At 41.5% G+C, this 26,492-nt stretch carries 15 protein-coding genes and 4 tRNA genes; 6 read left to right on the forward strand and 13 right to left on the reverse strand.

Annotation, left to right across the window (positions count from 1 at the left end):
* Position 1 precedes the first annotated feature (1 nt).
* On the reverse strand, positions 2-2,131 hold the full coding sequence (rlmKL, locus tag LP316_RS11515; protein WP_193021309.1) for a bifunctional 23S rRNA (guanine(2069)-N(7))-methyltransferase RlmK/23S rRNA (guanine(2445)-N(2))-methyltransferase RlmL: 2,130 nt from the start codon (positions 2,129-2,131) through the stop codon (positions 2-4).
* A 156-nt stretch (positions 2,132-2,287) separates the two neighbouring features.
* Here rlmKL and LP316_RS11520 point away from each other — a divergent pair.
* The 4 genes from LP316_RS11520 to LP316_RS11535 all read left to right on the forward strand — a co-directional run bounded on the left by LP316_RS11520 (position 2,288) and on the right by LP316_RS11535 (position 3,091).
* A tRNA-Met gene (locus tag LP316_RS11520) sits at positions 2,288-2,364 on the forward strand.
* Between the two features lie 167 nt (positions 2,365-2,531).
* Positions 2,532-2,608: transfer RNA gene (locus LP316_RS11525), tRNA-Met, on the forward strand.
* Between the two features lie 165 nt (positions 2,609-2,773).
* A tRNA-Met gene (locus tag LP316_RS11530) sits at positions 2,774-2,850 on the forward strand.
* Positions 2,851-3,014: 164 nt separating this feature from the next.
* Positions 3,015-3,091, forward strand: a tRNA-Met gene (locus tag LP316_RS11535).
* Positions 3,092-3,280: 189 nt separating this feature from the next.
* On the opposite strand, the gene LP316_RS11540 is transcribed toward LP316_RS11535, so the two are convergent.
* Positions 3,281-6,430, reverse strand: coding sequence for an HD domain-containing phosphohydrolase (locus LP316_RS11540; RefSeq protein WP_193021310.1), 3,150 nt, complete (start codon positions 6,428-6,430; stop codon positions 3,281-3,283).
* A 373-nt stretch (positions 6,431-6,803) separates the two neighbouring features.
* Between LP316_RS11540 and LP316_RS11545 the strand changes: the two genes are divergently transcribed.
* Entirely contained in the window at positions 6,804-7,022 is a 219-nt protein-coding gene (locus tag LP316_RS11545) for a DUF1653 domain-containing protein (protein WP_193021311.1), read from the forward strand.
* Here LP316_RS11545 and LP316_RS11550 read toward each other — a convergent pair.
* Together LP316_RS11550 and LP316_RS11555 are read right to left on the reverse strand one after the other, a co-directional pair.
* Positions 7,019-8,002, reverse strand: a complete 984-nt coding sequence (locus LP316_RS11550) for an NAD(P)H-quinone oxidoreductase (protein ID WP_193021312.1) — start codon at positions 8,000-8,002, stop codon at positions 7,019-7,021. The two genes, LP316_RS11545 and LP316_RS11550, sit on opposite strands and share 4 nt — an antisense overlap.
* 1 nt (position 8,003) lies before the next feature.
* Positions 8,004-8,273 (reverse strand): acylphosphatase, encoded by a 270-nt coding sequence (locus tag LP316_RS11555; protein WP_193021313.1) that lies wholly within the window; start codon positions 8,271-8,273, stop codon positions 8,004-8,006.
* A gap of 91 nt (positions 8,274-8,364) precedes the next feature.
* Here LP316_RS11555 and LP316_RS11560 point away from each other — a divergent pair, with 91 nt between their 5' ends.
* Positions 8,365-9,555, forward strand: a complete 1,191-nt coding sequence (locus LP316_RS11560; RefSeq protein WP_193021314.1) for a class I SAM-dependent rRNA methyltransferase — start codon at positions 8,365-8,367, stop codon at positions 9,553-9,555.
* 81 nt (positions 9,556-9,636) lie between these two features.
* Here the strand turns inward: LP316_RS11560 and LP316_RS11565 are convergent, their stop codons facing one another.
* The 9 genes from LP316_RS11565 to recC form a co-directional block, all read right to left on the reverse strand.
* Complete coding sequence (locus LP316_RS11565; RefSeq protein WP_193021315.1) at positions 9,637-10,527, reverse strand: dienelactone hydrolase family protein; 891 nt, start codon at positions 10,525-10,527, stop codon at positions 9,637-9,639.
* Between the two features lie 223 nt (positions 10,528-10,750).
* Entirely contained in the window at positions 10,751-11,050 is a 300-nt protein-coding gene (locus tag LP316_RS11570; RefSeq protein WP_193021316.1) for a PilZ domain-containing protein, read from the reverse strand.
* Between the two features lie 95 nt (positions 11,051-11,145).
* On the reverse strand, positions 11,146-15,036 hold the full coding sequence (hrpA, locus tag LP316_RS11575; protein WP_193021317.1) for an ATP-dependent RNA helicase HrpA: 3,891 nt from the start codon (positions 15,034-15,036) through the stop codon (positions 11,146-11,148).
* A 119-nt stretch (positions 15,037-15,155) separates the two neighbouring features.
* Positions 15,156-15,575 (reverse strand): CBS domain-containing protein, encoded by a 420-nt coding sequence (locus tag LP316_RS11580; RefSeq protein ID WP_193021318.1) that lies wholly within the window; start codon positions 15,573-15,575, stop codon positions 15,156-15,158.
* A 415-nt stretch (positions 15,576-15,990) separates the two neighbouring features.
* The gene (locus tag LP316_RS11585) at positions 15,991-17,025 is read right to left on the reverse strand and encodes an isoaspartyl peptidase/L-asparaginase family protein (protein ID WP_193021319.1); all 1,035 of its coding nucleotides are present in this window, start codon (positions 17,023-17,025) and stop codon (positions 15,991-15,993) included.
* Positions 17,026-17,128: 103 nt separating this feature from the next.
* On the reverse strand, positions 17,129-17,641 hold the full coding sequence (locus LP316_RS11590; protein ID WP_193021320.1) for a DUF3087 family protein: 513 nt from the start codon (positions 17,639-17,641) through the stop codon (positions 17,129-17,131).
* Between the two features lie 29 nt (positions 17,642-17,670).
* Positions 17,671-19,545, reverse strand: a complete 1,875-nt coding sequence (gene recD / locus LP316_RS11595) for an exodeoxyribonuclease V subunit alpha (protein ID WP_193021321.1) — start codon at positions 19,543-19,545, stop codon at positions 17,671-17,673.
* The gene (recB, locus tag LP316_RS11600; RefSeq protein ID WP_193021322.1) at positions 19,538-23,047 is read right to left on the reverse strand and encodes an exodeoxyribonuclease V subunit beta; all 3,510 of its coding nucleotides are present in this window, start codon (positions 23,045-23,047) and stop codon (positions 19,538-19,540) included. Before recB ends, recD begins: the two co-directional genes overlap by 8 nt.
* Positions 23,047-26,388 (reverse strand): exodeoxyribonuclease V subunit gamma, encoded by a 3,342-nt coding sequence (gene recC, locus LP316_RS11605; protein WP_193021323.1) that lies wholly within the window; start codon positions 26,386-26,388, stop codon positions 23,047-23,049. Before recC ends, recB begins: the two co-directional genes overlap by 1 nt.
* Positions 26,389-26,492 lie beyond the last annotated feature (104 nt).

Raw genomic sequence — 26,492 nt, forward strand, 5'->3', positions numbered from 1 at the left:
ATTACTTTCGTTTGATTGACCAACTATTGTGAATATGAATATTGCGCTTAAAGTCCATATCGCGTGTTTGCTCTGAGGTGTTTTTTGCTATTAATCCCAAACTCTCAATTTGCTGCGCATCAATTTTAAAATTGCGCTTATTATTGGTGAAGATAATCTCACCATCCTCGCTCAAGCAAGCCAGCGCATCTTTAATAATATCAATATGATCGCGTTGAACATCAAAGGTGCTGTCCATGCGTTTAGAGTTTGAAAACGTAGGTGGGTCGATAAAAATCACATCAAACATTTGTCTGTTGTGTTTTAACCACTGTAAACAATCAGCTTGAATAAATTGATATTGCTCGCCAACAAGATTATTAATCGCAAAGTTTTCTTGTGCCCAATTTAAATAAGTATTCGACATATCAACAGTGGTTATCGCTTTAGCGCCATGCAGTGCGGCTTGGACAGATACAGACCCAGTATACGAGAATAAATTAAGGAGCTTTTTACCCGTAGACTTTTCGGCGACTATTTGGCGAGTCTTGCGATGATCTAAAAACAAGCCAGTATCGAGATAATCCCAGATATTAACGATTAATTTTGCGCCGTGTTCATTGACTACCATAGTTCGCTTTTCTTGAGCAACGCGTTGGTACTGATTAGCACCTTTTTGCTTGCGACGCATCTTAAGCGAAACTTTGTTTGGTTCAACTTCTAATACTTTAGGTGCCCAATAAATGACTTCTTGAATGCGTTTAGCAACCTTATCTTCAGGGATGTTTGCTGGTGCTGCATATTCTTGTATGACAATGTGATCGCCGTAAACGTCGATGGCCGCATTGTATTCAGGAATATCAGCATCGTAAACGCGGTAACAATCAATGTCTTGTTTCTTGAGCCACTTTTTCAATTGTTTAATGTTTTTGCTAAGGCGATTAGCAAAAGCAGATTCTTGTTGAGCAAAGCTTTCGTCTTGGCTACTAGCACCTTTTGCTAACTGCTTTTCATCAAGGTTATACAAAGCTAGTTGGCAATCTAATGGGCCATTTTTGAGCTTATAGCGTTTAAACGATGCGAGTTTTAACATGCTAAGTAATTCGATATTGGCGGTAAAAATCCCTACTCGCCAATCGGCAAATTGTTGTTTAAATAGCTGTCCTAAACTAGCAAACGCGTCAACCAATTCAGGTAAATCACCAATTCGTTCACCGTATGGAGGGTTGAATAAAATCGTACCTGGTTGTTGATAGCGGTTTGTCATTTTTGCCGCATCGGTACATTGAAAATCGATGTAATGAGCAAAGTTTGCCAGACGCGCATTTTGCTGCGCTGTTTTAAGTACGCGAGAATCAAGATCAAGCCCGTAAACTTTAATCTCATGTTCTGGCTTAAAGGTCGCTGATGCTTGTTTTGCTGCCTGCAAAACCGCTTGATATTCATCCTCTTCATGACCTAACCAACAACTAAAGCCCCATTTGTTCTTATTTAGCGAAGGTGCTTGTTTTAACGCCATTGAAACTGCTTCAATAAGCAAGGTGCCAGAACCGCACATAGGGTCAACCAATGGTTTTGAGGTATCTTCAAGCCAACCTGAACGCGTGATCAATGCTGCGGCTAAATTTTCTTTTAATGGCGCAGCACCAGAGTCTTTGCGATAACCGCGCCTAAATAGTGAACGACCAGAGAAATCTAAATAAAAGCTCACTCGCCCTTTTAATAGCCGAGCTTGAAAGGTAATGTCAGTATCAACTTTATCAACGGTCGGTCTCACTAAACCGTTATCTCTAAAATGATCAACAATCGCATCTTTAACTGTTAAGCCACCAAATTGACTGTTGCGAATCTCTCTACTTTTACCAACAAAATCAATTGTAAAACTATTGCGGCTTGCAAAATGCTCAGACCAAGCGATAGCCATAGCGCTGTTATACAGCTCATCTTTATTACCACAAGGCCCTTCACCTAGCTTCAATAAAATACGACTTGCTAAACGGCTCCAAAGACAAATTTGATAACCTAACGAAAGATCACCTTGAAAGTAAACGCCTTCAGGCTTTTGGATAATACTGGTTGCACCTAAATTTGAGAGTTCATCGGCAAGTAAAGGTTCGATGCCCACAGAAGTCAGGGCTAAAAATTGATACATAGCTATATTCCAAGCAAAAACTTGGCGCTGATTATAAACAAACTGGGTTAATTTGTCCCAATGTAAAATTTTTTTATAAAACGGCTTGCATTCTATCAAATGTATCACTAAGATACGCATCCGTTTTCAGGGACAAGTGCTTTGAAAATATGTGATTGCGGGATGGAGCAGTCTGGTAGCTCGTCGGGCTCATAACCCGAAGGTCGTTGGTTCAAATCCGGCTCCCGCATCCAATTCTCTTATTAGTTTGAGAAGCAAATAAATAACTAAGTTGGGGTAAACGACCTTAGGTCGTTGGTTCGCTCTTCATAAAACAAGGGCTCCCGCATCCAATTTCTTTTAGAATGAAATAAAACTTCTAAGACTTTGTTTTATATTTCTTTATAAAACACATCTCGAATGCGGGATGGAGCAGTCTGGTAGCTCGTCGGGCTCATAACCCGAAGGTCGTTGGTTCAAATCCGGCTCCCGCATCCAATTTCTTGTTAAGTTAGAGAATTAAAATAAATAGCTTTCGGATAGTCGACCTTAGGTCGTTGGTTCGCTCTTCATAAAACAGGGGCTCCCGCATCCAATTTCTTTTAGAATGAAATAAAACTTCTAAGACTTTGTTTTATATTTCTTTATAAAACACATCTCGAATGCGGGATGGAGCAGTCTGGTAGCTCGTCGGGCTCATAACCCGAAGGTCGTTGGTTCAAATCCGGCTCCCGCATCCAATTCTTAATAACAGAATTAAAATGTTATTGGCTTATTTAGGATTCACCTAAATTATCTCAAATGCGGGATGGAGCAGTCTGGTAGAATTGTCGCTGGGCTCGCTAATACCGTAAAGGCCGAAGGTCGTTCCAACGACCACATATTCAGCCTTAAAAAATGTGATTGCGGGATGGAGCAGTCTGGTAGCTCGTCGGGCTCATAACCCGAAGGTCGTTGGTTCAAATCCGGCTCCCGCATCCAATTCTTTATCAATTAGATTTTAATATAAGTCGTTGGTTCGCTCTTCATAAAATAATGGCTCCAGCATCCAATTCTTTCTCAATTAGATTTTTCGTATAAGCCGCTAGTTCGCTCTTCATAAACCACGTATAGATGCTTAAATATCTTTGATTTTTTGACATAGCTTGGTCTAGCTTTGGTTTTATAGCTTTAAGCAACATCTTTACTGAAGTATTTATCGATATCCACATGGTCAACTTGCCACTCTGGCAGATAACGTTTCGCATATTCTAGGTGCGTGCCTGAGACTAAAAATAGTTTAAAAACCTCGATATCAACATGATCGTCTAAACACATTTTATGCAGTATATCGATGGCGACACTCAACGGTTTTGCTTTCTTATAGGGGCGATCAGATGCCGTGAGTGCTTCAAAAATATCGGCCAGCACCAGTATTCTCTCCGGGATGCTTAAATCATCGCCTGTGAGTTTTCTAGGGTAGCCTGTTCCTTTTAGTGTTTCGTGATGAGTTGAAGCGTATCTTGGTACCATAGATAACTCTTCAGGAAATGGCATCGAATCTAGCATTTTTATCGTACCTATCATGTGCTCATTTATAATAAACCTATCTTCTGGTGTTAATGTTCCACGGCCAATTTTTAGGTTGTAAAGCTCACCTAAGTTTGCTTTTAACTCAGGTACTTCAATATTTATCCCTAGGTGCGGCGGATATTCTACTAGCGCATCTCTTTCAACAATATGCGTGGGTTTGTCTGCCAGTAGGGTTTCTTGCACAGGTAATGACTCATCTAGGTTACCTATTTTAAGTTCTTCGAGGGGGGATAAGCCAACCTTGTCGCTAAAGTGCCGCGTCCACTGCCTAGCACCTATTGTCTCAAGCCGTTTAATACGACTTTCCTCCATAAACTCGCCACCTTGGTTGCACTTGGCAATAAAATCAAACTCTTCGATAAGTTCATGTTGTTGGCGCTCTTTAACGGCCAATAGTGTTTCTTTATCATCAGGTGATATCGCTAATGCTTTTAGATAAGCTATCTCAGTGTCGCGCCATAAGACTTCAAACCTCATCCGCACTTCATGTATGCGATTGTAGATACACTCTAACTTAGAACCTTTATCAACGATGTGTTCCGGTGTGATAATTTTACCGCAGTCATGCAGCCACGCCGCTAATCGAAATTCGCGTTGCTTATCTTCGGTATCTAGTTCAAAACTGCTAAAATAGTCAGTCTTATCCTTGCTTGCGACATTGGCAAGCATCAAACCCAGCTCAGGAACGCGGTTACAATGCCCTGCTGTATACGGTGATTTATCGTCGATCGCTTGAGCTATGAGTTTAACAAATGAATCTAGTAACTCTTTATGCCTTTTCTCATATGCTTGAATGGAGTCAGACATATCAATAAGTGACTTAAATACATCATCAATTTCGACGATGAAGCTAGTCTGTGGCTGTAACTCACTGTATTTGCGTTCTTTAATTTTCTCATTTTCGACCGTTAGGTCTTTGATTGCTCTAACTATAGGACTAGCCACTAACCAAGTAATCGGAATTAGGAAACTTAATATCGCTAAGGTAATCAGAATTGATTTTGTTACGTACTGCAAGCCTTCTGCGTATATATCCTTTGTTGGCAGCATTAATGCCAGAAAATTTGTATCGTAGGCACCCAGTTCAGTCTCGGTGACATAAACAAGATAGTCAGTGCCATTAATGTTTTCAATTTGTAAGTTGCCAAGTAAATCGGCGCTCTTTGAAATCGTTAACAATCGCTCGTAAGGCACTTGACTAGATTCATTCACCTGAAACCTACCTGTAGTATTTAGCCACTTGTTAGCGATGGTTTTTATCTCAGCTGCCGTTAAACTATCAATCGCAAGATTAAACAAATCGATTACGTCTTTATTTTTACTGACTAGCCTTAGTCTGCTATCGAAGTTGTCAGATATATTTTCAAAATCTGAATGGTAAATTAGCCCATCAATAAAAAACATTCGGCTTGTATAATCGTGAATGGCTAAGCTATCCAATGCACCATAGACCTTTCCCTCCTTAACTGCTCTTAGTGCATCTACAGAATTATCTACGGGATAAATTTCTATATTGGGATACTCTGCTTTAACGATCTCATAAAAAGACCACCCGCTTGGTATAGCAAGTTTTTTATTAGCTAGATCACTCAGCGATTTTACCTCTGGTTTATCAGGTGTAGTGGCTATCGCCAGTGGTAAATCTAATATTGGCTTTGAATAGTATCCCCAATCAGCGTTTTCTTCAGTACGCCTTACGGGCTGTAAAACATCAATCTCATTATTTTGGTATGACGCAACGAGTTCAAGCCAGGAATACCCGTTAACAAAATCTATTTGCATCCCTAACTTTTTAACAAGTACATTAATTATTTCAGGGGAGTAACCTTTAGGCTCACCTGCAACAGCAAAATCTATCGGTGCCCAGTCAGTTTCATTAGAAATTGTAATATTACCTATGGCGTTAACCATTGATTTTTGTCGCTCGTTAAGATCAAGGGGGGCAATTGATATTTTTTCATTATTAGCGCGCTGATTAGAAATAAGTAATTCGCCATTCTCGCCAAACACATAGGCTTTATTCGTGTTGTTTTGATTATTAATTTGAAGCAGTTGGCTCAGTTGTTCAGCAATGGTTTCTAGGGTCATATCAACCGCAAATACATGGTTTGTGCCGTCGACTAATCGAGAGTATGTGGTACCCGTCGCGTTTAGGTGCTGAAACAGATAAGGTTTGCTCTTGTGTACTGCACTCGATCCAGCATCTTTAAACCAATGCCTTGTTGTCGCGTAATAATCAGAACTCTCAACACGGGTTAATCGAGCTTTGAGGTTAGCGTCCAAGTAATCTGTGCGCTTGATTCGACCTTGGTCACTATCAAAAATCCAAATTCTAACGTATCTATCTTGATACGACGCGCCTAACTGATCTCTAACACTTTCATTGGTCTCAAGATTGATAATCTCGTAGAAATCACCGTTCTCAAAGCCATAATACATCGCGTAAAAGTTGTTATTGTTATTGAGAATATCGACTAATACCGAATCAGCCTTATCCTTAACAGCGTTACCTTCAACTAAAAGCGTTGAATACTTAGCTACGACTGACACAACGTTAGATGCATTATCATCCATCGTTTTGACAGATGTTTCAATTTGTTGCGTGATCTGTTTGGTTAGCACTTGGCTAGCATCAATGGCAAGTTGTTTTGAAAAGTAATACTGCAACCCCAACGCCGCTATTGTGGTCACACTTGCTATCATTGTACATAAACCAACAAGCGTAATTCTAAAGGTGATCTTTTTCATATCTGAGTCCCATTGTATTTCGGGGTTATAATCCTTTACTCATGAATACATCCGATTTGGAACACGAGATATTAACGTCAATCTATAAGTTACTTTAATGTAATAATTAACGATCATAAAAATTTTTGTTTTAATTTTTAAACAAAGTGAGTTAATCCATGTAATTATATTGCATTGGTCCATGTCTCGCTTGTTAAAGAAAAATGGGAATACATAAGCCGCAAGAAGACGCTGTAACACGATTATTTAAACCTGTTTAGGTTAATATTCCATACAAACTCCCCATTCCTCTCCACTTAATAATCAATTAACATATCACCAAACTTATTAGCAAAACAGCTATCTAACTACATATTAACGAAGGGTTTCAACCGTGATTAAATTAGGGCGTTACCAACATTTTAAAGGTAATTATTATCAAGTTTTGCATATTGCTAAACACAGTGAAACGCAAGAGAGTCATGTCGTGTATCAGCCTTTATATGGTGAGCGAGATATTTGGATAAGGCCGTTATCGATGTTTGATGAAACCATTGAACGCGATGGCAAAACAATAAAGCGCTTTGCCTACATAGATCAGGGAGAAACCTAAGCTTCTCCGGCTATTTTTAGGATGACTTTACCCGTTGTTAAATTATCAGCTAACAATTGATGTGCCTGCTCCGCGTTATGCCAAGGGAATACTTTGCTAATAAACGGTGTTAACTCTGAATTTTGGTCCGCCAGTTTACTGCCAAATTGCTGATAAAATCGCGAAACTAATTCGGCTTTATAATCATCTGAGCGATTGCGTAAAGTCGAAGCGTGAATTGACACCCGTTTTTGCAGTAGCTTGGCAATATCAATAGACTCAGCATAACGGCCACCTAACATCGATAAAATGACAATTTTGCCATCAAGGTTCATGAGCTGTATGTTTCGATTAAGATAATCACCGGCAACCACATCAACAACTACATCAAAAAAGAGCTTTTTGTTTTTACAAACCTCAACAAAATCTTCTTTTTTATAATTGATCGCAAGGTCAGCGCCGATTATTTTGCAGTTGTTGCATTTTTTGGCCGTTGAAGCGGTGGCCACAACGCTACAGTTTAACGCTTTAGCTAATGCTATTACCGCCGTGCCAACGCCGCTTGCCCCTGCATGTACTAATACGGTTTGGCCTGAGGTTAATTGCCCAATGTCAACTAGCGCTTGATAGGCGGTTACGAACGTTTCCATAAAACCAGCGCCCTGCTCAATGCTAAAAACCTTAGGCAGCGGTAAAACGTGCCTCGCATCAACGTTAACATACTCGGCATAGCCACCACCTGACAGCAACGCCATCACTTTATCACCTACTTTCAGGTTATCGACTTTACCGCCAATACTAACGACCTCGCCACATGCCTCTAAACCAAGAATATTACTAGCACCTTTAGGTGGTGGATACTTACCTTGTTTTTGCAGTAAATCAGCGCGATTTACGCCAAATGCGCTAACTTTTATTAAGCATTCATGCGCTGCATATGCCGGTGTTGAACACTCAGCAAAACTAAGTGACTGATCTGGGTTTACTTGTAAATAACGCACACTAACCTATTGAAAAGTGATTAAAGTCTTGCCATTCTACCTCTTTCACTTCAACATTTTCTACCTCAGCGTGTTCAGAGCCTTGTGCTAGCCATTGTGTTAGTTTGTCGACATTTTCTCTCTCACCACATGCGAGCACCTCAACTGAGCCATCTGAAAGGTTTTTTGCATAGCCACTTATCGATAAATCAATCGCTTGTTCTTGGGTTGACGCTCTAAAATATACCCCTTGTACTTTTCCAGTGACCTTAGCCAAACAGCATACTCTCATTCATCTATCTCCTTTTATCCTTTCAAAGATTGCGCCATCACCTCGCAATACATTAAAATTACTTCATTGTCATTTCACTAAGTATAGGCTGATGTCAGCAAAAATTTATTTAAATATTGGGCGTGAAAAATCGCTTAAGCGCAAACACCCATGGGTTTTCTCGAAAGCGATTAACAAAGTCAAAGGTAAGCCCTTATCAGGGGAAACCGTTGATGTGCTTGACGCAAAAGGCAATTGGCTGGCTTGCGGTGCTTACTCTGAGCAATCACAAATTCGCGTTAGAATTTGGAGTTTCGATCAAAATCAAACCATCGATCGTAATTTTTTCTTACAAAAACTCAAAGATGCTCAACTACGACGCGACTATTTTATCGCGCAAGGGCAATTAACCGGCTATCGCTTAATTGCTGGTGAATCTGACTTCCTACCCGGTGTTACTATCGATATTTACGACAATATTATTGTCTGCCAATTACTAAGCGCGGGTGCCGACTATCAACGCTATGTGCTAGTTGATTGCTTAAAGGAGTTATATCCAGATCATTACATTTATGAGCGCAGCGATGTAGACGTGCGCAAAAAAGAAGGTTTAGCACTAGTCACTGGTTGGTTAACTGAGCCTGCACCATCACCTGAAGTGGTGATTAACGAACACGGCATTAAAATTTTGGTCAATGTTGAAACTGGCCATAAAACCGGCTTTTATCTCGACCAACGCATCGCCAGATTAACGGCTGGTAGCTACGCAAAAAACAAAGACGTGCTTAACTGTTTCTCTTACACCGGTACATTCTCACTACACTGCGCAGCAAACGGAGCCAAGTCAGTGACTAACGTTGATGTATCGCAAACGGCGCTGACCCTATCAGAGCAAAATTTAGCCCTTAACGGTTTGCAAGATGCTAACGTAAGTCATGTAAAAGAAGATGTCTTCAAACTATTGCGCCAATACAAAGAACAAGGCAAGCGCTTCGATATGATCATTTTAGATCCGCCGAAATTTGTTGATTCAAAAGCAGCGTTAACGCGCGCTTGTCGCGGCTACAAAGATATTAATATGATTGCAATGGAGCTGCTCAACCCTGGCGGTTTACTGTTGACTTTTTCTTGTTCAGGTTTGCTTGATGCAGGACTATTTCAAAAAGTGGTTGCCGATGCCGCGCTCGATGCCAATAAAACCTGTCATATTGTTGAGCGTACTCAACAAGCGCACGACCACCCTATTTCTTCTAATTATCCTGAGGGCTTTTACTTGAAGGGGTTAGTCTGTCAAATTTCGTAGTTGCCAAATAGCTAGAAAGAAACGCCTGTTGTTAGGTGTTATAAACGACTAACAACAGGGTTTTAATATCCAAAACTAGTTTTAACCGAGTAACTTATCATTGAAAAACGAAATCGTACGCTGCCACGCTAATTCCGCATTAGCTTTGTCGTATCGCGCGGTTGAATCATTGTGAAAACCATGTTTGGCCATGCTGTACATATGCATCACATAGTCCACCTGATTCGCTTTAAGATCGGCCTCATAGTCAGGCCATGATTTATTTACCCGCTCATCTAGCTCACCTAACTGGATCATCAAAGGTGCTTTGATGTTCGCTCTAAGCTCTTTAGCCGCCGGCGTTCCGTAAAATGGCACACCGGCTGACAATAAATCGCTTTCAACTGCCGCTAAATAATTAACGATATAACCGCCGAAACAAAAACCGACAGCGCCAAGTTTGCCATTACTTAGCTGATGTTTTTTTAGATAATGCGCAGCGGCTAAAAAATCGTGTTGGATCTTTTGTCTATCTAACGCACGTTGCATAGCACGACCTTCGTCATCGTTACCTGGGTAACCGCCAACGGGAAACAATGCATCAGGCGCAAAAGCGACAAAACCAGCCTTGGCGAGCCGCCTTGCAACATCTTTAACATAAGGATTCAGCCCTCGGTTTTCATGAATAACTAAAACCACGGGAAAATTCGCTTTCTCGATCGTCGGTTTGACCAAGTAACCTCGCCCTTTGCCATGCCCTAACGGCGAGTCGAATTCCTCAAAACTCGCTACTATATCAGGATCATTAAACGATACTTGCTCAGCCAAGGCGTAATTAGGCAACAAGGCTGAGGTTAATACCGCCATTGAGTAGCCAACAGCAACTAAAGTACCGAGTTTTTTCATAAAGGTACGCCTGTCCATACCACCATGGGCATATTCATCGTACCAATCGAAAGCTTCTTGCGGAATTTGGGATGATTTATCTGTCATCTTTAAACCTTGTTATTGTTGTATGTTTCAACACAGTTTAGGAATAAATTGAGATAAATTCTACGGATTAGAAAACTAAGTTACCCAAAACTCAAAGTATTGACCGCAATATAATATTGCGATTTTAAATGACAGAAAAATACAAATATCAGCTGACACGCATTAACATTGTGTAACTGCGTAAAAAATTTAACCGATATAACTAAGAAATCAAAAGCGCGTGTTAATCCATTTCGGTAATTTCAATACCAATGAGGTAGCAATCAGGGCTTTCTTCCGTTACACGCACCACTTTGCCTTTTGCATCAAAGGCATGAACGCCATCAGAAGACGAATCAACACCAACTTTTACAAGTGTGCCAATTTCCATTGGGCTAGATAATTCAATTGCCATTCCCGTAGCGCTTAAATCACGACAGGCAGCTAATACGACTTGGTTTACTTCATCGTCAACCACAGTGACGTTCACCATACTATTTACCATCATGCGATAAAAGCCACGCTTATCATCAAAGTTGATCATTGCTACTCCATAAAAGATGATTCAAATTTGTCCATTCTTTTATAGCGATTTGCTTATTAACTGTCAATTAAACTAATTTTTACACTAAGTAATCGTTAGCTGAGCGACTTCAAATGATTGATAATTCGCTTTACGGAAATCGGATAAGCGGTGCGCAAATTCTGGGCAAACAAGCTCACTCTTAACTCTTCTATCATCCAACGCGTTTCCAGTAAATCTTTTGGTTTGGGCAAGTCTTTCCTCTGCTTAGCGAGTAACTGCTGATAGGCGTTTTCAGCTTTTTCAACGTCGAGCATTTTTAAGCGATCTTGATTCGGATCGATTGGCAGTTTTTCTAGTCGACGGCCTATTGCATTCAAATAGCGAATCATATCGTCTAGTCGGTTAATACCTGATGCGGTAACAAAACCTTTAAACACCATACGCTCAAGCTGATCTTTAATATCGCCATGCGCTTGGATCATATTCAAGCCAACATTGCCTTTGAGCTTTTTGCGTATTTCATGGCTAAGGGCTAACACTTGCTCAACTTTAATTGCCGCGCTCAGTACTGTATCAGCAATTTCTGCTCGCACGTGATCTTTAGCTTGCTCAAAGCTTTTCTTGTCATTTGGTAAAGCAGGTAAATCGAGCAATAATGCCTGGCAAGCGGCGAGAATACAGTCATCAAGTAACTGGCCAATTGAGCCAAAGGGGTTAAAGTACATGCCTAATTTTGTTTTATTTGGCAGTTTTTCTTGCAGGTATTTAATCGGCGACGGCGTGTTGAGTAAAATTAATCGACTCATACCTTTGATCATTTCTTGCTCGGCAAGCGATTCTTGCTCCATCAGCTCGATGGCGACCGAAGTTTTATGATCAACCAAGACAGGAAACGCTTTTATCGACATATTGGCGATTTTCTTCTCGTAAGATTTTGGCAGTGACGCAAAATCCCACTCAGTAATATCTTTGCGCTCAATCCCCTTATCGGCCACTTTTTTAATAGAGGCTTTTACCTTGCCTTGAAGCTTTGCTTGTAACTTAGCCAAGTTACGTCCTTGATCTAGTACTTTGCCCTGCTCGTTTAGCACTTTATAGTTCATCTTTAAATGAATAGGCAGCTCGACGTGATCAAAACAATCTTCTGGTAAGCGAATGCCACTCATTCTCAATAAGTGTTTAGCGACCGCAGCATTCATTGATAACTCGCCCGGCGCAATGGCATCAAAGCAAGCTTGGGCGTAATTTGGCGCAGGCACAAAGTTCTTTCTCAGTGTTTTTGGCAAGCCTTTGATCATTGCGGTGATCAATTCAAGGCGCAATGCTGGGATCAGCCAATCAAAGCCGTGATCTTCAACCTGATTTAAAATGCCAACCGGAATATTAACACTGATACCATCATCGACATCACCGGGGCTAAAGTGATAGGTAAGCGGTAAGCTCAAGTTATTTTGTTGCCAAATATTTGGATATTGCTCCTTGGTGACTACACTTTCGTCTTCATTTAACAAAAATGCTTTAGTGAAATGTAAGAGCTTAGGTTGCTTTTTACTCTCTTTTTTCCACCACGACAAAAAGCTGCGCTGGCAAATCACCTGCTTGGGCAGTCGCTGTTCAAAAAACTGTGCTAATTGATATTCTTCAATTAAAAAGTTTTTACGCCGTGCTTTTTGCTCGAGCGCTTCAATATCAGCAACGAGTTTTTTATTGTGCTTAACAAAATCAGCTTGAATTGTTGAGTCACCATTGACCAATGCTTCATTGATAAAAATTTCACGACAGGTTGCTGGTTCTATTTGATTAAACACCACTTTACGTTTCGGCACGATAATCAAGCCATATAAGCTGACTTGCTCATAAGCCATCACACAACCGCGCTTTTTCTCCCAATGGGGCTCGCTATAACTTTTCTTAAGTAGGTGTTTTGCCAGCGGCTCTAGCCATAATGGGTCAATTTTACTGACCATACGAGCGAATAATCGACTGGTTTCAACTAGCTCTGCCGCCATTAGCCATTTCGGCGGTTTTTTCGCTAACGCCGAGCCGGGGAAAACATAGAATTTTGATCCTCGGGCACCTTTAAATTCTTTATTTTCATCGAGCTGACCAATGTGGCTCAATAAGCCCGATAATATCGATTGATGAATTAACGCCAGTTTACTTTCGTCTTCAATATCAGCAAAGCTGTAGGGTTGATGGATTTCTTTTAAGCTGAGCTTTAACTGGGCGACAATATCTTGCCATTCTCGAATCCGAATGTAAGACAAATATTCTTTTTGGCAAAGCTTGCGAAATTGATTGTTCGATAAGGCCTTTTGCTGCTCGCCAATATAACGCCATAAATTGAGCAAGCTAACAAAATCTGATTGCTTGTCTTTAAAACGCGCGTGCTTTTCATCAGCCGCTTGCTGCTTTTCATGTGGGCGCTCACGCGGATCTTGAATGCTCAAGGCACTAACAATGGTTACCACATCGCCACTACAACCAAGCTCGGTTGCGGTTAACACCATTTTGGCTAATCGTGGATCAATGGGAAACTTCGATAATAACCGGCCTGTTTGAGTAAGTTGAGTAACGCCTTTATCGCTTGAGATCGCCGCCAGCTCTTCAAGCAGACGTATACCATCATTAATGTTTCGGTTATCTGGCGCTTGAACAAATGGGAAATCACTAATGTTACCTAAATCTAACGCTAGCATTTGTAGAATAACCGTTGCTAGGTTAGTACGTAGAATTTCAGGATCGGTAAACTCTGGTCGACCTAAATAGTCCTCTTCACTGTAAAGGCGAATACAAACACCTTCTGAAACACGACCACAACGCCCTGCTCGCTGATTAGCACTTGCTTGTGAAATTGGCTCAATGGGTAAACGCTGAACTTTGGTGCGATAGCTATAACGTGAAATCCGCGCAGTGCCAGGATCTATGACATATTTGATGCCAGGCACGGTTAAACTGGTTTCGGCAACATTGGTTGCTAGTACGATATTTCGCCCCGTATGAGGCGCAAATATTCGGTTTTGCTCTTGCACGGTTAGCCGCGAATACAATGGCAAAATATAAGTGTCACGCAGGTTCTCTTTCGTTAACGCGGCGGCGGTATCGCGAATTTCTCGCTCGCCATTTAAAAACACTAAGATATCGCCCTGGCCTAGCGACGAAAGTTCATCTACCGCGTTAATAATGCCAGAAATCACATCACTATCGTCACTCTCGCTAAGTGGCCGATAGTGAATGTCTACGGGATATGTACGACCTGAAACTTCAATGATCGGCGCGTTGTTAAAATGTTTAGAAAAACGCTCGGGATCTATCGTTGCCGAAGTAATAATGATCTTGAGATCTGGACGTTTTGGCAGAATTTGGCGCAAATAACCCAAGATAAAATCGATATTTAAGCTTCTTTCATGGGCTTCATCGATAATGATGGTGTCGTATTGGCGCAGCAAACGATCTTTTTGCATCTCAGCGAGTAAAATACCGTCGGTCATTAGCTTAATGTACGAATTGTCACTAACCTGATCGTTAAACCGCACTTTATAGCCAACTTTATCGCCAAGTGTACTGCCTAGCTCTTCGGCAATGCGATTAGCAACGGTGCGTGCGGCAATTCGCCGTGGCTGGGTGTGACCGATAAGCCCTTCTACGCCGCGCCCCAAGTCTAAACAAATTTTGGGGATTTGAGTCGTCTTACCCGAGCCAGTTTCACCAGCAATGATCACCACTTGGTTTTGTTCAATGGCTTGGCTAATTTGTTCAACCGATTGAGAAACCGGCAAGCCATCGGGGTATTTAACCTTTGGCTTATTGGCTAGCTTAAATGCTTTATTTTGAATCGAGCGAGAAATGTCGTCAGCAATTTTGGCTAGAGTTTTTACTTGTTTATCGTTATTTTTTATTTTTTTGACGCCATTAAGCCTGCTTCTTAACAAGCCATAATCGGATGCTTTAACGTCTTTTAAAGTTTGGAAAAGTTGTTTGGTAATATCTGCAGGCGAAGACATGAAAAATGCAAAAGAAGGTTAACATAAGTGGTTGAATACTAGCATTTCATTACATAAATTGCAGTAAAAAAGGGGCTTAAACGCCCCTCTTTTCAGTTAAATATGCAAGTTGTGATTAATTAAGCACCCACTTTAAAGCTCTCACGCATGTGTAAATCAATCGCCCTTAACACGTCATTGCGTGAAATCGTGCCTTTGAGGTTACCGTCGTCATCAACGACCGGATACACTTTAGGTTTATTCGCTACCATGCCTTGGCCTAATTCGACAATCGAATCATAGGTTTTTACTGCAAGTACATCGGTGCGCATGATATCACCCACGTTAGCAATGTGCGCATTGTGATAAATAGATTTAAGCATTTTTTCGAGTACGTCGCTTTCCGATAAAAAGCCAACTAAACGGTAGTTGCGATCAATTACCGGACCACCTATTTGCTTAGTTTTTAAAAACCTCAATGACGCCTCCTCAACACTCATTTCCGGTGTAAAGGTTACTGGGTATTGATTCATGTATTCTTTAACTTGAACAGATTCCATACTCTATCTCTTTTTATGCTTATACCAATTGAAATAAATATTTGACCGACTCAGAGCTACGTCAGGGAAGTTAGAATAAAGAAAATTTATGCAGGTGTAGTCATTCTACATCAAGTAAATTTGCGAAATTATCACTTTTCTGACGAGCTCCCAAGGGCGAGTTTAAAATGCTTTTATACTTCGTTACTGATTTTGATAAGGGAATAACCATTATCGGCAATCAAAGCCTTGTCTAAAAGCCTTTTAAATCTCGCTGAGTGATCAAATATTTGATTCACTTGGTATTTAATTTTACTCACCTCACTTTTACTGTAGACACAAACCATTCATATTTCACGACATTTTTTACATATTTTGAAAAAAAATTTTTGCTCTATCGCCAGGGTGTAAACTTTATTACACCCTAGCACAGGCATTATTTATTTTTGTCTTTAAAAATCGCAACATACGGCGCTTGCCCTGCACTGCGACTGGCGCGATACATACCGGCCGAATTAAACGGCATACTAATATTGCCTTGTGAGTCGATCGCTATAACGCCACCATTACCGCCGGCTTCAACTAACACATCGTTAACCACTTTATTCGCGGCAGCGTTGAGTGAAATACCTTGATATTGCATACGCGCACAAATATCGGCCGCTACGTGATAACGGATAAAGTACTCGCCGTGACCTGTTGCAGAAACGGCACAACTTGCATTATTGGCATAAGTACCTGCACCAATAATTGGTGCATCGCCAACGCGGCCCCAGCGTTTGGCAGTCATACCGCCGGTTGATGTGCCTGCGGTTAGGTTACCTGATTTATCAAGGGCGACTGCGCCAACCGTGCCGTATTTGTAATTGTTGGGTAATGTTTCATGAGCCGCCTGAAAATCTTTTAATTCACGCTCTTTTTCTGCAAGTTTTTTCTTAGCGCGTTGCAGGGCTTTATAACGCGCTTCGGTATTAAAATAGCTGTTATCAACGAGGGCTAAACCTTTTTCTTTAGCAAACTGTTCAGCGCCTTCACCACTTAACATAACGTGTACCGATTCTTCCATCACTTTTTCAGCAAGCGCAATCGGGCTTTTTACGGTTTTTACCCCTGAAACAGCACCGGCATTTAAGGTCCGACCATCCATGATGGAGGCATCGAGTTCATGATGACCATCAAAGGTATAAACAGCGCCTTTGCCTGCGTTAAATAATGGTGACTCTTCTAGGATTTGGATTGCCGCGATAACAGCTTCTTGGCTAGTTTTACCCTGCTCTAGTAACGCGTAACCTGTATTAACCGCTTTGAGTAGTGTTTGTTCGTATTTTTTTTGCTTTGCTGGCGTCATGTTCTTTTTCAAGATAGTGCCAGCACCACCGTGGATGGCAATGGCAAATTCTTCTTTCGCCATTAGCGGTGTACTTAAGGTCAAACTGCCAAGTATGGCAGACAATACAAGTGTTTTTTTCATCGTTATTATTAAACCTGTTGTCAAAATGTACCGGTGTTAATTCATTCATCGTGTCGACATTAAACTCATAACAGAGGTCTGCACGATACCGTTACTGCATATGCTAAAACTTTGATAAAACGGCCTTATCAAAACGCGTTTGTTCAAGGTTAATGTGGTATTCCTGAGCTTTATCTTTAATAATTTGATGATTTTTAACAAGTTCATTCATCGTCAAAGTATTGTTATCTAGCTCATAAACTTGCGCTAAACTGCGATAGTAAAAATCCATCACCTGTAGCGCATCAATATCACCTGCTAGCGCTTTAGGTTTAATTTTAGCCACTTTGCGATAAATCGCGTTTTGTAATTGTTTCAACTGCCACACGTAATAGATCTCTTTGAAATACTCATGTTTACGCATATGGCTAAGCACAAAGCTAGAGATGGCTAAGCCAATTACCACACCAATCAGGTTAAAGCGAAAATGACTTTCCCCTTCGATACCCGATGAAAACTGACTAATTAGCAATTGGCCAAAAAGGAGCGACAAAAGAGCAAAACCGAGCACAAAACTGACAATGACGACATTTAAGTGTTTGCGATACGTTGCTTTGTCTATATCAATAAGAATCATTATTTACCTGTTTAATTATTTACTTGGAGTTAAAGTGTTAATTGAGAATATCTGACGACTTTAGCTTGCACACCTTGTTGCCAAACGTCAAAGTCGCCAACTATCGACAGCTGTTTTTTCGCACGGGTAATACCGGTATATAACAGCTCACGTGTGAGCAGTTTATTGTTAGTGTTCTCTGGTAGTGCCATTAATACATGCGTAAACTCACTACCTTGCGTTTTATGTATGGTCATTGCGTAAACCAATTCATAGCTTGGTAAGCGCGATGGAATGACCGTTTTAAAACCATCGACTTGCTCAAAAATGGCAACTAACTGCTCACCTTGTTGCCAAATTAAACCAATATCACCATTGTACAACCCCAATTTGTGATGGTTTTCGGTGATCATGATCGGCATACCATGATACAACGGCGATTTTTTATAGGCTTGACCGGCATCAATGAGTTGCTGTTCTACTAAATGTTTAACCACGAGTTCATTGATATTTTCAACACCAAGTTGGCCCTTTCGCATCGCCACTAAAATCCTAAATTGGCTCAATTGGGCAAAAGCTTGTGAAATATCCGTCATGGTTAACAAGGGCTGATAATATTGCTGAATGTGTTGATCTAGCCAGCTCATATTGGCTTGGGTAATCAAACCTACTTGGCCAGATTGATCATCAACTAATCGTTGCCAACTGGCTTTGGCCTCGCCGTTAATCACATGTTTTGCCACCACACCAATACCACCTTGACCATCAAAGCGCCGGCTGTGCTGTAATATGGTTAGATGATCACTTGTCCTACTAGGATCTTTTGCTGTAAGTGACGTAACATCTTGCGCTAATACAGTACTCAGAAATGCACTATTTTGCGGGCTAAAGCCGCGATGTGGCCTTGGCGCGATATCAGCTAAAACGCTGCCACTAGCAACTGACGGCAGTTGATCGGCATCACCTAATAAAATAACTTTTGTGTGATTTGGTAAGGCGCGAAAGATCCGAGTCATCAATGCTAAATCAATCATCGACGCTTCATCGACTAAGAGCACATCAATCGGTAATAAGTTATCTTGATGATATTTGAAATTGACACTATTTGGCCGAACGCCTAATAAACGATGAATGGTTTGAGCTTGGCTTGGGATTTCGTCTAATACCGCTTGGTCAATTTGCCCTGTAAAGCCTTTGATTGCGGCCAAAATAGATTCAGATAAGCGCTGAGCCGCCTTACCCGTTGGCGCGGTTAACGCGATATTGAGCCGAGCATTTGCCTCGGTTTGCTGATGCAGCATAATCAAAGCGGCCAGTAGTTTAGTTACCGTATAGGTTTTACCCGTGCCAGGCCCACCGGCAATAACAACAAAATCTTTATTTAACGCATTAGCAACCGCGACTTTTTGCCAATCTATTGCTTGTTCAGCTGATTCAGTAAACAACTGATTAACTACCGATTTAATTTGTTCAGTACTAATATTGTTGTGATTGTTGAGTTTTGCCGTTAAATACTGGCGAAGTTGCTGTTCAAACAAATAGTATCGGCGCAAATACAAATGTTGATTATCGAGCACTAGCATCGCCGTATGTTCAAGTAATTCGGGAAATTGCCCTAATACAGAGGTCAATTCTGCTAGTGAGCCAAAGCTAAATCCGGCTTTTTCATTTTCTAGCGCCTCACTATCTTTTATCTGCCACATAGTACGCTCAGCAACCACGGATAATGGCAGGCAACTGTGCCCCTGTTGTAGCGATTGATGAGTGGCAATTGCCAGGTGGAAAACCAAGGCATTCGTTGTAGCCAGTGTTTGGCAAACGTGCTCGGCAAAAAAATAGTCGATTGGCTGTAAATCAGCAAGCATGTTACTTGCTTGTTGGAAACTGCTATACGGCATTGCTACCGCATCGATTGCACTAATCATCCGTTGCACCTACTACAGTGTTTGTTGCGCTAGCGAAGATCTTATCTAACTGCGTCAACTCATTCTCCGAAATATCGCGATAGTATACACCGGTATTTTCCTCGCTAGTTGGGCTCATGCCACGCAAGTATAAATAATAAATACCACCAAAGTGCTCGGCCACCTTGTAATCAGGCAGCTGGGTCGATAAATAGCGATGCAATGCCAAGCAGTATATTAAGTACTGCAGATCGTAATGGTGCTCTTCAACGTGATGAGCAATTACTTGGCTACGGTAATCTTTGAGCTGTTCACCTAAATGGCTCGACTTATAATCACAAACATAATATTTGCCATTATGCTCGAACACTAAATCGATAAAACCGTGCATCATGCCCTTTAATTGTTTGATAAACGGTAAATAGACACGCTTATTATAAGCTGATGTCCGATATGGGTTCGTTTGTCGATGCTTAGTTAGCAGCTCGATCAAAGCCGATAACTTGGCTTGTTCCATTGGGAAATAGAACTCACATTCGCGAATGGTTTTATTATCATCGATATCTGCCAAACAAAACGCGTTCGTTTCTTGTAATTGCTGGGCAAGTGGCGTGGTTACAATTTCATCTAGCCAACTTGCCATCGCAGGGATTTGCGCTTGCGATAAGATATCTTGGTATCTGTGTTGATTTTTTACCAAGCCATCGTGCCAATTTGGCGCATCAAAGCGATTATACTCAAGCATTTCATGGAGTAAGTTACCGGCTTGGGCACCTTTAGTTAAGGTAAAGCGCAAGGATAAGTCAGTATTTTGGCCTACTTGCTCAACATCGACTTCGTCGCGATCGGGTGCGGATATTCCTTGATGACGCATATTGCGACTTAACGCCGTAAATGAGCTGAGCCACCAATCGCGTTCTATTTTGCCGATAAACTCAGCCACCTTAACAGCGCTAACTTGTTGTTCTTGAGTTTCAATTGGCTTAATGGGTGCTGATTCAACATCGATAAAATCAATCGCTTGATAGCCAATATCGCTTTGACTATTCGCCAAGTCAATCAGTGTTTGTGATAAATTATCACTGGCCTTTACCCCTAACGTTAACCCCAGTGGAGAATAGGCAGCCTGTTCAAAATTACTAGCTAATAAATAACAACGCTGCTCTGCTCGGGTAATAGCGACATAGAGTAAACGTACCGCTTCAGCATGAGCTTCGTTGAGCATCGCTTGTTTTTGCTCGTCGTTGCCACCTAAACTAGTAGCCTTATCACCATTGGCTTCGTGATATTCAATTAAACTGACGTTGCGCGAGCCAATGCGTAGCGGATTTTTATAACGCGTGGCAAATGGCACAAAAACCACGGGATATTCCAAACCTTTTGAGCCGTGCTGCGTAACGATTTTGATTAAATTCGCATCTGACTCTAACCGAAGTTCAGCCTCATTAGCGCTAGTGTTGGCATTGAGCTGTTGTTCAAACCAAAACAACAATTCTTGTGGTAACCTGTGGGTGCTGCTCGCCTCCTGCAAAATTTCGAACAAATGCAACACATTGGTCAACAGCCGATCTTTTTGCTCGCTCGATAACCTAAAGTAGTCGTGTAAAAAGGTTAACGCCATTGGCATAAACCCTTGACTGAGCCAAACATCACGTAAGGTTTCAAAGGTTTGGCGTTGCGCTTGCCAGGCCATTTCATCTTGTTGCAGGGCTAAATAAGCATCGGCGTGATAACCAAGAAATTGGGTAGTTAATGCCGCGCTGTAATATTGCTCATTTTCAAGCTCGATGACGCCGCGCAGTAAGGTATAGAGTTGCCTAGCTTCATTTGAGTCAAACAGGTTTTCACGATTACTCAAAAACACTGAGGCTAAACCAAGATCATCGAGCGCCTTTTTAATTTGCCTCGCCTCACCGCCATCACGCACTAAGATGGCAAAATCTTTAGCGCTAAGACTATTCTCTTCGTTAAGTAAGCGATTAATTTCATTGGCGCACCACATTGCCATATCTACGCGTTTCGTTTGTTTAACCACCGCATCACTAACAAAATCAATAATTTGCAATGGCTTATATTGCTGCTGACATACCAATTCTGGTTTAGCTTTAGGCGAGGCATTGACCGGCTGATAGGCAATATTGTATTTAAAAACATCATTTGGCGCTTGATCGATAACATTACCGTAAAACAGCCGGTTATAGGCGTTGATCATGCCTTGACTCGAGCGCCAGTTAGTATCCATTACCCAGTGAAATTGACACTGCTGCCGCGCCTGCAAATAGGCAAAGACATCACCGCCCCTAAACCCGTAAATCGCCTGTTTAGGATCGCCAATCATAAAGACACAAGCGTCATCTTGTTGGCCGTAAATCTCGTTGATAATGGTGTATTGTGCGCTATCGGTATCTTGAAATTCATCGACCAAAGCAACGGGATAATCGTTAAATAGTTGCTCGGCTAACGCGTTATCTGATTTTACGCACTGGGCAAGTTTTTCAACCAAATCATCAAAGCCTAACACGTTTTGCTGTGACTTTTCTGCACAGATCAATTGCTTGATCTGCGAAATACCCGTGCTTGCAATCACATAGGCCTGTGCTTTGGCTAAATCTTGCGCCAAACTACCCTGCATTTTTTTAACGTCAGTTAGCTTACTAAACACCTCAACCAACTCGGCTTTATGAGGGGAGCGAGAAAATCGCCTGCCATCGGCAAAAGCAATCGGTATATCGGTTTGGCTGTGATCAAAGTTGTCTAAACAGCTTGTAAGCCACAGTTTTAGTTGCTCGAGCTCACTAATGCGGGTGTCGCGATCTTTGCCCTTTTTGCTGTCAATGAGGACTTGATAGAGCAAATCGTTGGCGCTTTCAATATCGTCCAATGCTTGTTTAACCACGGTTAAAAAGCCTTGTTTGATCGCGTGGCTATCAATTAATTTGATTGGGATATTTTGCAAAATCGCTTTCGCAAAACTTTCAATAAACTTTTCTGGTGTTTGCCAAAAGCTGGTCAGCTCGATAAAAGCCTGTTCATCTTGACTTGCTAACTGGCGATACCAATCTTGCACCGCTTGCAGCATTGGCGTTTGCATATCGGGGCTAAGTGTGGCATCAAGCGATATTTGAGCATTAAACGCATATTGGTTTAATACCCGTTGGCAAAAACCGTGTATGGTAAAAATAGCCGCTTCATCAATAAACAGTAATGCACGCTTTAACAATAGCTTTGCTTCTTGCTCTGATATTTGTTGACCAAGCACTTGATAGAATGGATCGTCAATGATCAAGCTTGACCAATTTTGCAATGCATCTCGGATGGTATCGTCAATCCGCCCTTTTAACTCTTGCGTGGCATCTTTGGTAAACGTCATCACCAAAATTTGCTCAACCGTTAACTTTTGCTCGATTAATAAACGCAAATACAATCTGGTGATATTATACGTTTTGCCAGTGCCAGCACTGGCTTCAATTAAATGTAAACCTTTAAGCGGGATGGATTCGGCTTGTAGTAACTGCTCTGCCATTACTTTTTACCTCGCGCTTTTCGCTGTTTAGCCGCCAGAGATAAGCAGTCACAGACCAACTGGATCTGCTCTGGAATCGCTTCAATTAACGGCGTTTCTGGCCAAACGTATTGCATATACTCATCTTCACTAAACGGTTTAAACAAGTTGCTATCACACCAAAACTCTTCAAAGACTTGTTGGGTGAACTCTTTCGCTTTATTGATCCTCTCAGCCAATGCTAAATTGACTAACAACGCTTGTTGTTGACCTAATAAAAAGATCTCAATAAGGCCATCTAGCAATGCGTTTGGCTCAGGAATATGCTGGCAATCAAAACTATCAATACGTTGAGATTTAGTATTAAAGTAAATCCCTTTAGTCGTCACCTCACCAATATTACAGAGTTCACCATGGTGACTTGTTTGCCCTGCTTGGAGTAATAATTGGCTGAGCACCATCAATAGCATATCTTTAGCTTTTGGCTCACTTTGGCGATAAACCACACATAACTTGTCAATAACTTGTGCTGTACCCGTTAATTGTACCGAGATAGTCTGGCCATCTTGGAGGGTGATTTGCGTTTGATATTCAAGCGCAAGATCACTTGCCTGATCAATGCCTAACGATTGCAGCATTTGATAGAAATCATCGACATCTTGTTGCCATTGATTCACTTCTAAGCGCGTTGTCGGTAGATCTGGCAAACGACCACTGAGTTTTTGCTGTTGATATAACTGTTGTGCAACCGCATCGGTATCTACCGCTTCGCCACTTAAGTAGGCATCGAGCAACAACTCGCGATATTGGTACGCGTCTAATCGGCTTACGGCAAACGGTTCAACATCATCAAGTACCGTATTATTATCAGTTAAATATAAATTCAGGTGATGACGAGCAAAGTATTTTGCAGGATGATCAAAAAACCTGACCAGCTCGGTAATATCTAGGCTCAGGGTATCAGTAGATATTGGCAAGTTTTGAGCTTTTGAATCTTGTGCTTTTGGCTGTTCCATGCCTAATGCCAACCAATTTTTATCAAAGCTAGCAAACTCCCCCTGATAGTTCTCGACAGAAAATGGCTGCATAGGCAGTTTGCGAATATCATCGGCGCTGTCGAATACATCCCAACCATAACCATGGGCGAGATAATCCATCAGTTCTTTCAACACAATCGAAGGCTGCTGCACTGCATTGTTTTTCAAACTATTGCCTTGATAACTTAAATACAGCGCTTGCCGGGCAGAAACGAGGGCTTCTAGAAACATGTATCTATCATCTCCTCGCCTTGATCTATCGCCTAACATAAACGGGGTTTGCGCCATTAAATCATAACTTAACGGCTGACGCTGACGTGGAAACTGACCATCATTTAAGCCAAGCACAGCAATGATTTTAAAAGGTATTGAACGCATCGGCACCATAGAGCAAAACGTCACTTGACCAATCATAAATTGGCGGCCGGGATCAGGCACACTAAAGTGATTATTTAAAAAGTGCTGAACAACACCAAGGCTGATCAAAGCATCATAACCCGCCGCGTCGGTGTAATCGGCAAATAGATTAATTGCATCTTTTAAGATCAGCAGTTTCTGACTATCTTGCTCAAGGAAAAAATCATCAACAAATTGATGCAGATAACTGACCCATAGTTGTGCAGGTTTTGCTTGTGATAATTGCTTGGTATGCTGCTCGAGCAAAGAGACAATCAACATCAGTTTGCCCAATAACAGTGCTTCACTGCCTTCAACATTGCTCAGTAATAATTGTTCATGCCAAATAACATCTTCATCTTGATAGGCGAAACCGCGAACAAGTCTTGCTAATCCTTGTTGCCATGTAAAACTTTCGCTTGCTTGAGTAAGGTTTAATACATCAGCTTTGTGTTGGCTGTCTCGCCCCCAATGAACACAAGCTATTTCTAACCACTGGGCGATTTTTTCTAGGTCGTCGTCGTCAAGTTCAAATTTTGTTTTAACCTGCTCGACTCGCAAAAATCCAAGAATTTGGCTGACCTGGAAACGGCTGTCGGGCAGCCTTAATAAATCGATAAACGCGGCAACAACTGGCTCGGCATTTTTTGAAACCCGATCCGCTATTGAACACGGTAGCGGTGGCACATCGTCTGAGAGTTCTTGCCAACCTCGGGCAAACACCGCATTAACGTATGGCGCGTAATGCTCAACTTCTGGGCACATGACCAAGACATCTTTTGGCGTTAAGCTGGGATCTTGATTAAATTGGTGTAGTAACCAGTCATGCAAGCCTTGAATTTCACGCATTGCACTATGAGCTCGGGTAATGGTTATCGAATGATCTTTAACGGTTTGTTGTTGCTGACGGGCATCTGTTAACGTCAAAATATCGCGTTGAATAAGCGATAGCACACTTTGCTCAGCAATATCTTTCGTTTCTTCAACGTCATCAAACGCGTCGATATTGATGGTCGAATAATTTTGCAACAAACTCAAAAACTCTTTGCCCTGCTGACCTAAGTTAGCGAGCAGCGGATTAGTGGATAACGCCGATAGCTCATCTTGCGATAGCCATTGGTCAATATGTTTAAACGCGTGCTTTTCGGTTTGAATGTCGCCCCAATAATCGGCACAGGGATTGAGGTGGAAAAAGTGAACTTGGCAATGTTCACTAATCGCATTAATAAAATCTAACCACATTGGCGCCATGGCATTAATGCCAAAAAAGGCGATGCGCTTGGGTAATTTATCGCTATTTTGGCCAAGATTAGCGATAGCGTGTTTAATAATAACTTGCGGATCGTAGGTAACTTCACGCGTTAATAACCGCCAGAGTTTTGCTTGCCAACGCATTAACTGTTGGTTGGCATCAGTCAAGCTGATTTGCTCATCTTGCTGACAACTTAAATCGCCTTTATTCCAAGCAGCAATCCACTTTGGTCGATAGATTAAATATTGCTCGAATAAATCGGCTAATTGACAAGCCAACTGGTAGCATCGTTGTTGCTGTAATCGTTCAACATTTTCACCGCGCCAAAACTGAGTGACTTGGTCAAAATCTTCATCATTAATCACCTCATCACTCATTAAAAGCGCTAAGATACGCCAGCTTAACACCTCTCGAGAGAATAAGGTTTCATCTGGCACATTCTCTTCGCCAGCTACCGTTCTAGCTAGCTTCCATAAAAACTGAGCTGGTAACGCGTAACTAAAATTAAAGCTTATTTTACGTGAGTTGGCCAGTGACATACTCAGCCAATGCTGCATGCCAGCATTTTGAACAACGAGGGTTTCTTTTTCAAAAATAGGTAATGGTTCGAGCTGTTGGATTTTAAGATAAAGCTGCAACAAATGCTCCATTTTGTTGGCAGGATAGAGATAAATCACACAGTCCCCTTGTCTTATTTTTCTTGTATTATTTTTCGGTAATGGCGATCAAGTTAGCTGTAAAAATATCAACTAAAGACAAGGAGAATTTAATCACACAGCCA

This window comes from Thalassotalea sp. LPB0316 (genome assembly GCF_014898095.1).
Taxonomy (GTDB): Bacteria; Pseudomonadota; Gammaproteobacteria; order Enterobacterales; family Alteromonadaceae; genus Thalassotalea_G.

What these genes read in the sequence shown, in the direction of transcription:
- LP316_RS11580 (WP_193021318.1), bottom strand. Translation starts at nt 15,575, where the DNA reads ATGGAATCTGTTCAAGTTAAAGAATACATGAATCAATACCCAGTAACC.
- LP316_RS11590 (WP_193021320.1), bottom strand. Translation starts at nt 17,641, where the DNA reads ATGATTCTTATTGATATAGACAAAGCAACGTATCGCAAACACTTAAAT.
- LP316_RS11565 (WP_193021315.1), bottom strand. Translation starts at nt 10,527, where the DNA reads ATGACAGATAAATCATCCCAAATTCCGCAAGAAGCTTTCGATTGGTAC.
- LP316_RS11555 (WP_193021313.1), bottom strand. Translation starts at nt 8,273, where the DNA reads ATGAGAGTATGCTGTTTGGCTAAGGTCACTGGAAAAGTACAAGGGGTA.
- recD (WP_193021321.1), bottom strand. Translation starts at nt 19,545, where the DNA reads ATGATTAGTGCAATCGATGCGGTAGCAATGCCGTATAGCAGTTTCCAA.
- hrpA (WP_193021317.1), bottom strand. Translation starts at nt 15,036, where the DNA reads ATGTCTTCGCCTGCAGATATTACCAAACAACTTTTCCAAACTTTAAAA.
- LP316_RS11560 (WP_193021314.1), top strand. Translation starts at nt 8,365, where the DNA reads ATGTCAGCAAAAATTTATTTAAATATTGGGCGTGAAAAATCGCTTAAG.
- LP316_RS11570 (WP_193021316.1), bottom strand. Translation starts at nt 11,050, where the DNA reads ATGATCAACTTTGATGATAAGCGTGGCTTTTATCGCATGATGGTAAAT.
- LP316_RS11540 (WP_193021310.1), bottom strand. Translation starts at nt 6,430, where the DNA reads ATGAAAAAGATCACCTTTAGAATTACGCTTGTTGGTTTATGTACAATG.
- rlmKL (WP_193021309.1), bottom strand. Translation starts at nt 2,131, where the DNA reads ATGTATCAATTTTTAGCCCTGACTTCTGTGGGCATCGAACCTTTACTT.
- LP316_RS11585 (WP_193021319.1), bottom strand. Translation starts at nt 17,025, where the DNA reads ATGAAAAAAACACTTGTATTGTCTGCCATACTTGGCAGTTTGACCTTA.
- recB (WP_193021322.1), bottom strand. Translation starts at nt 23,047, where the DNA reads ATGGCAGAGCAGTTACTACAAGCCGAATCCATCCCGCTTAAAGGTTTA.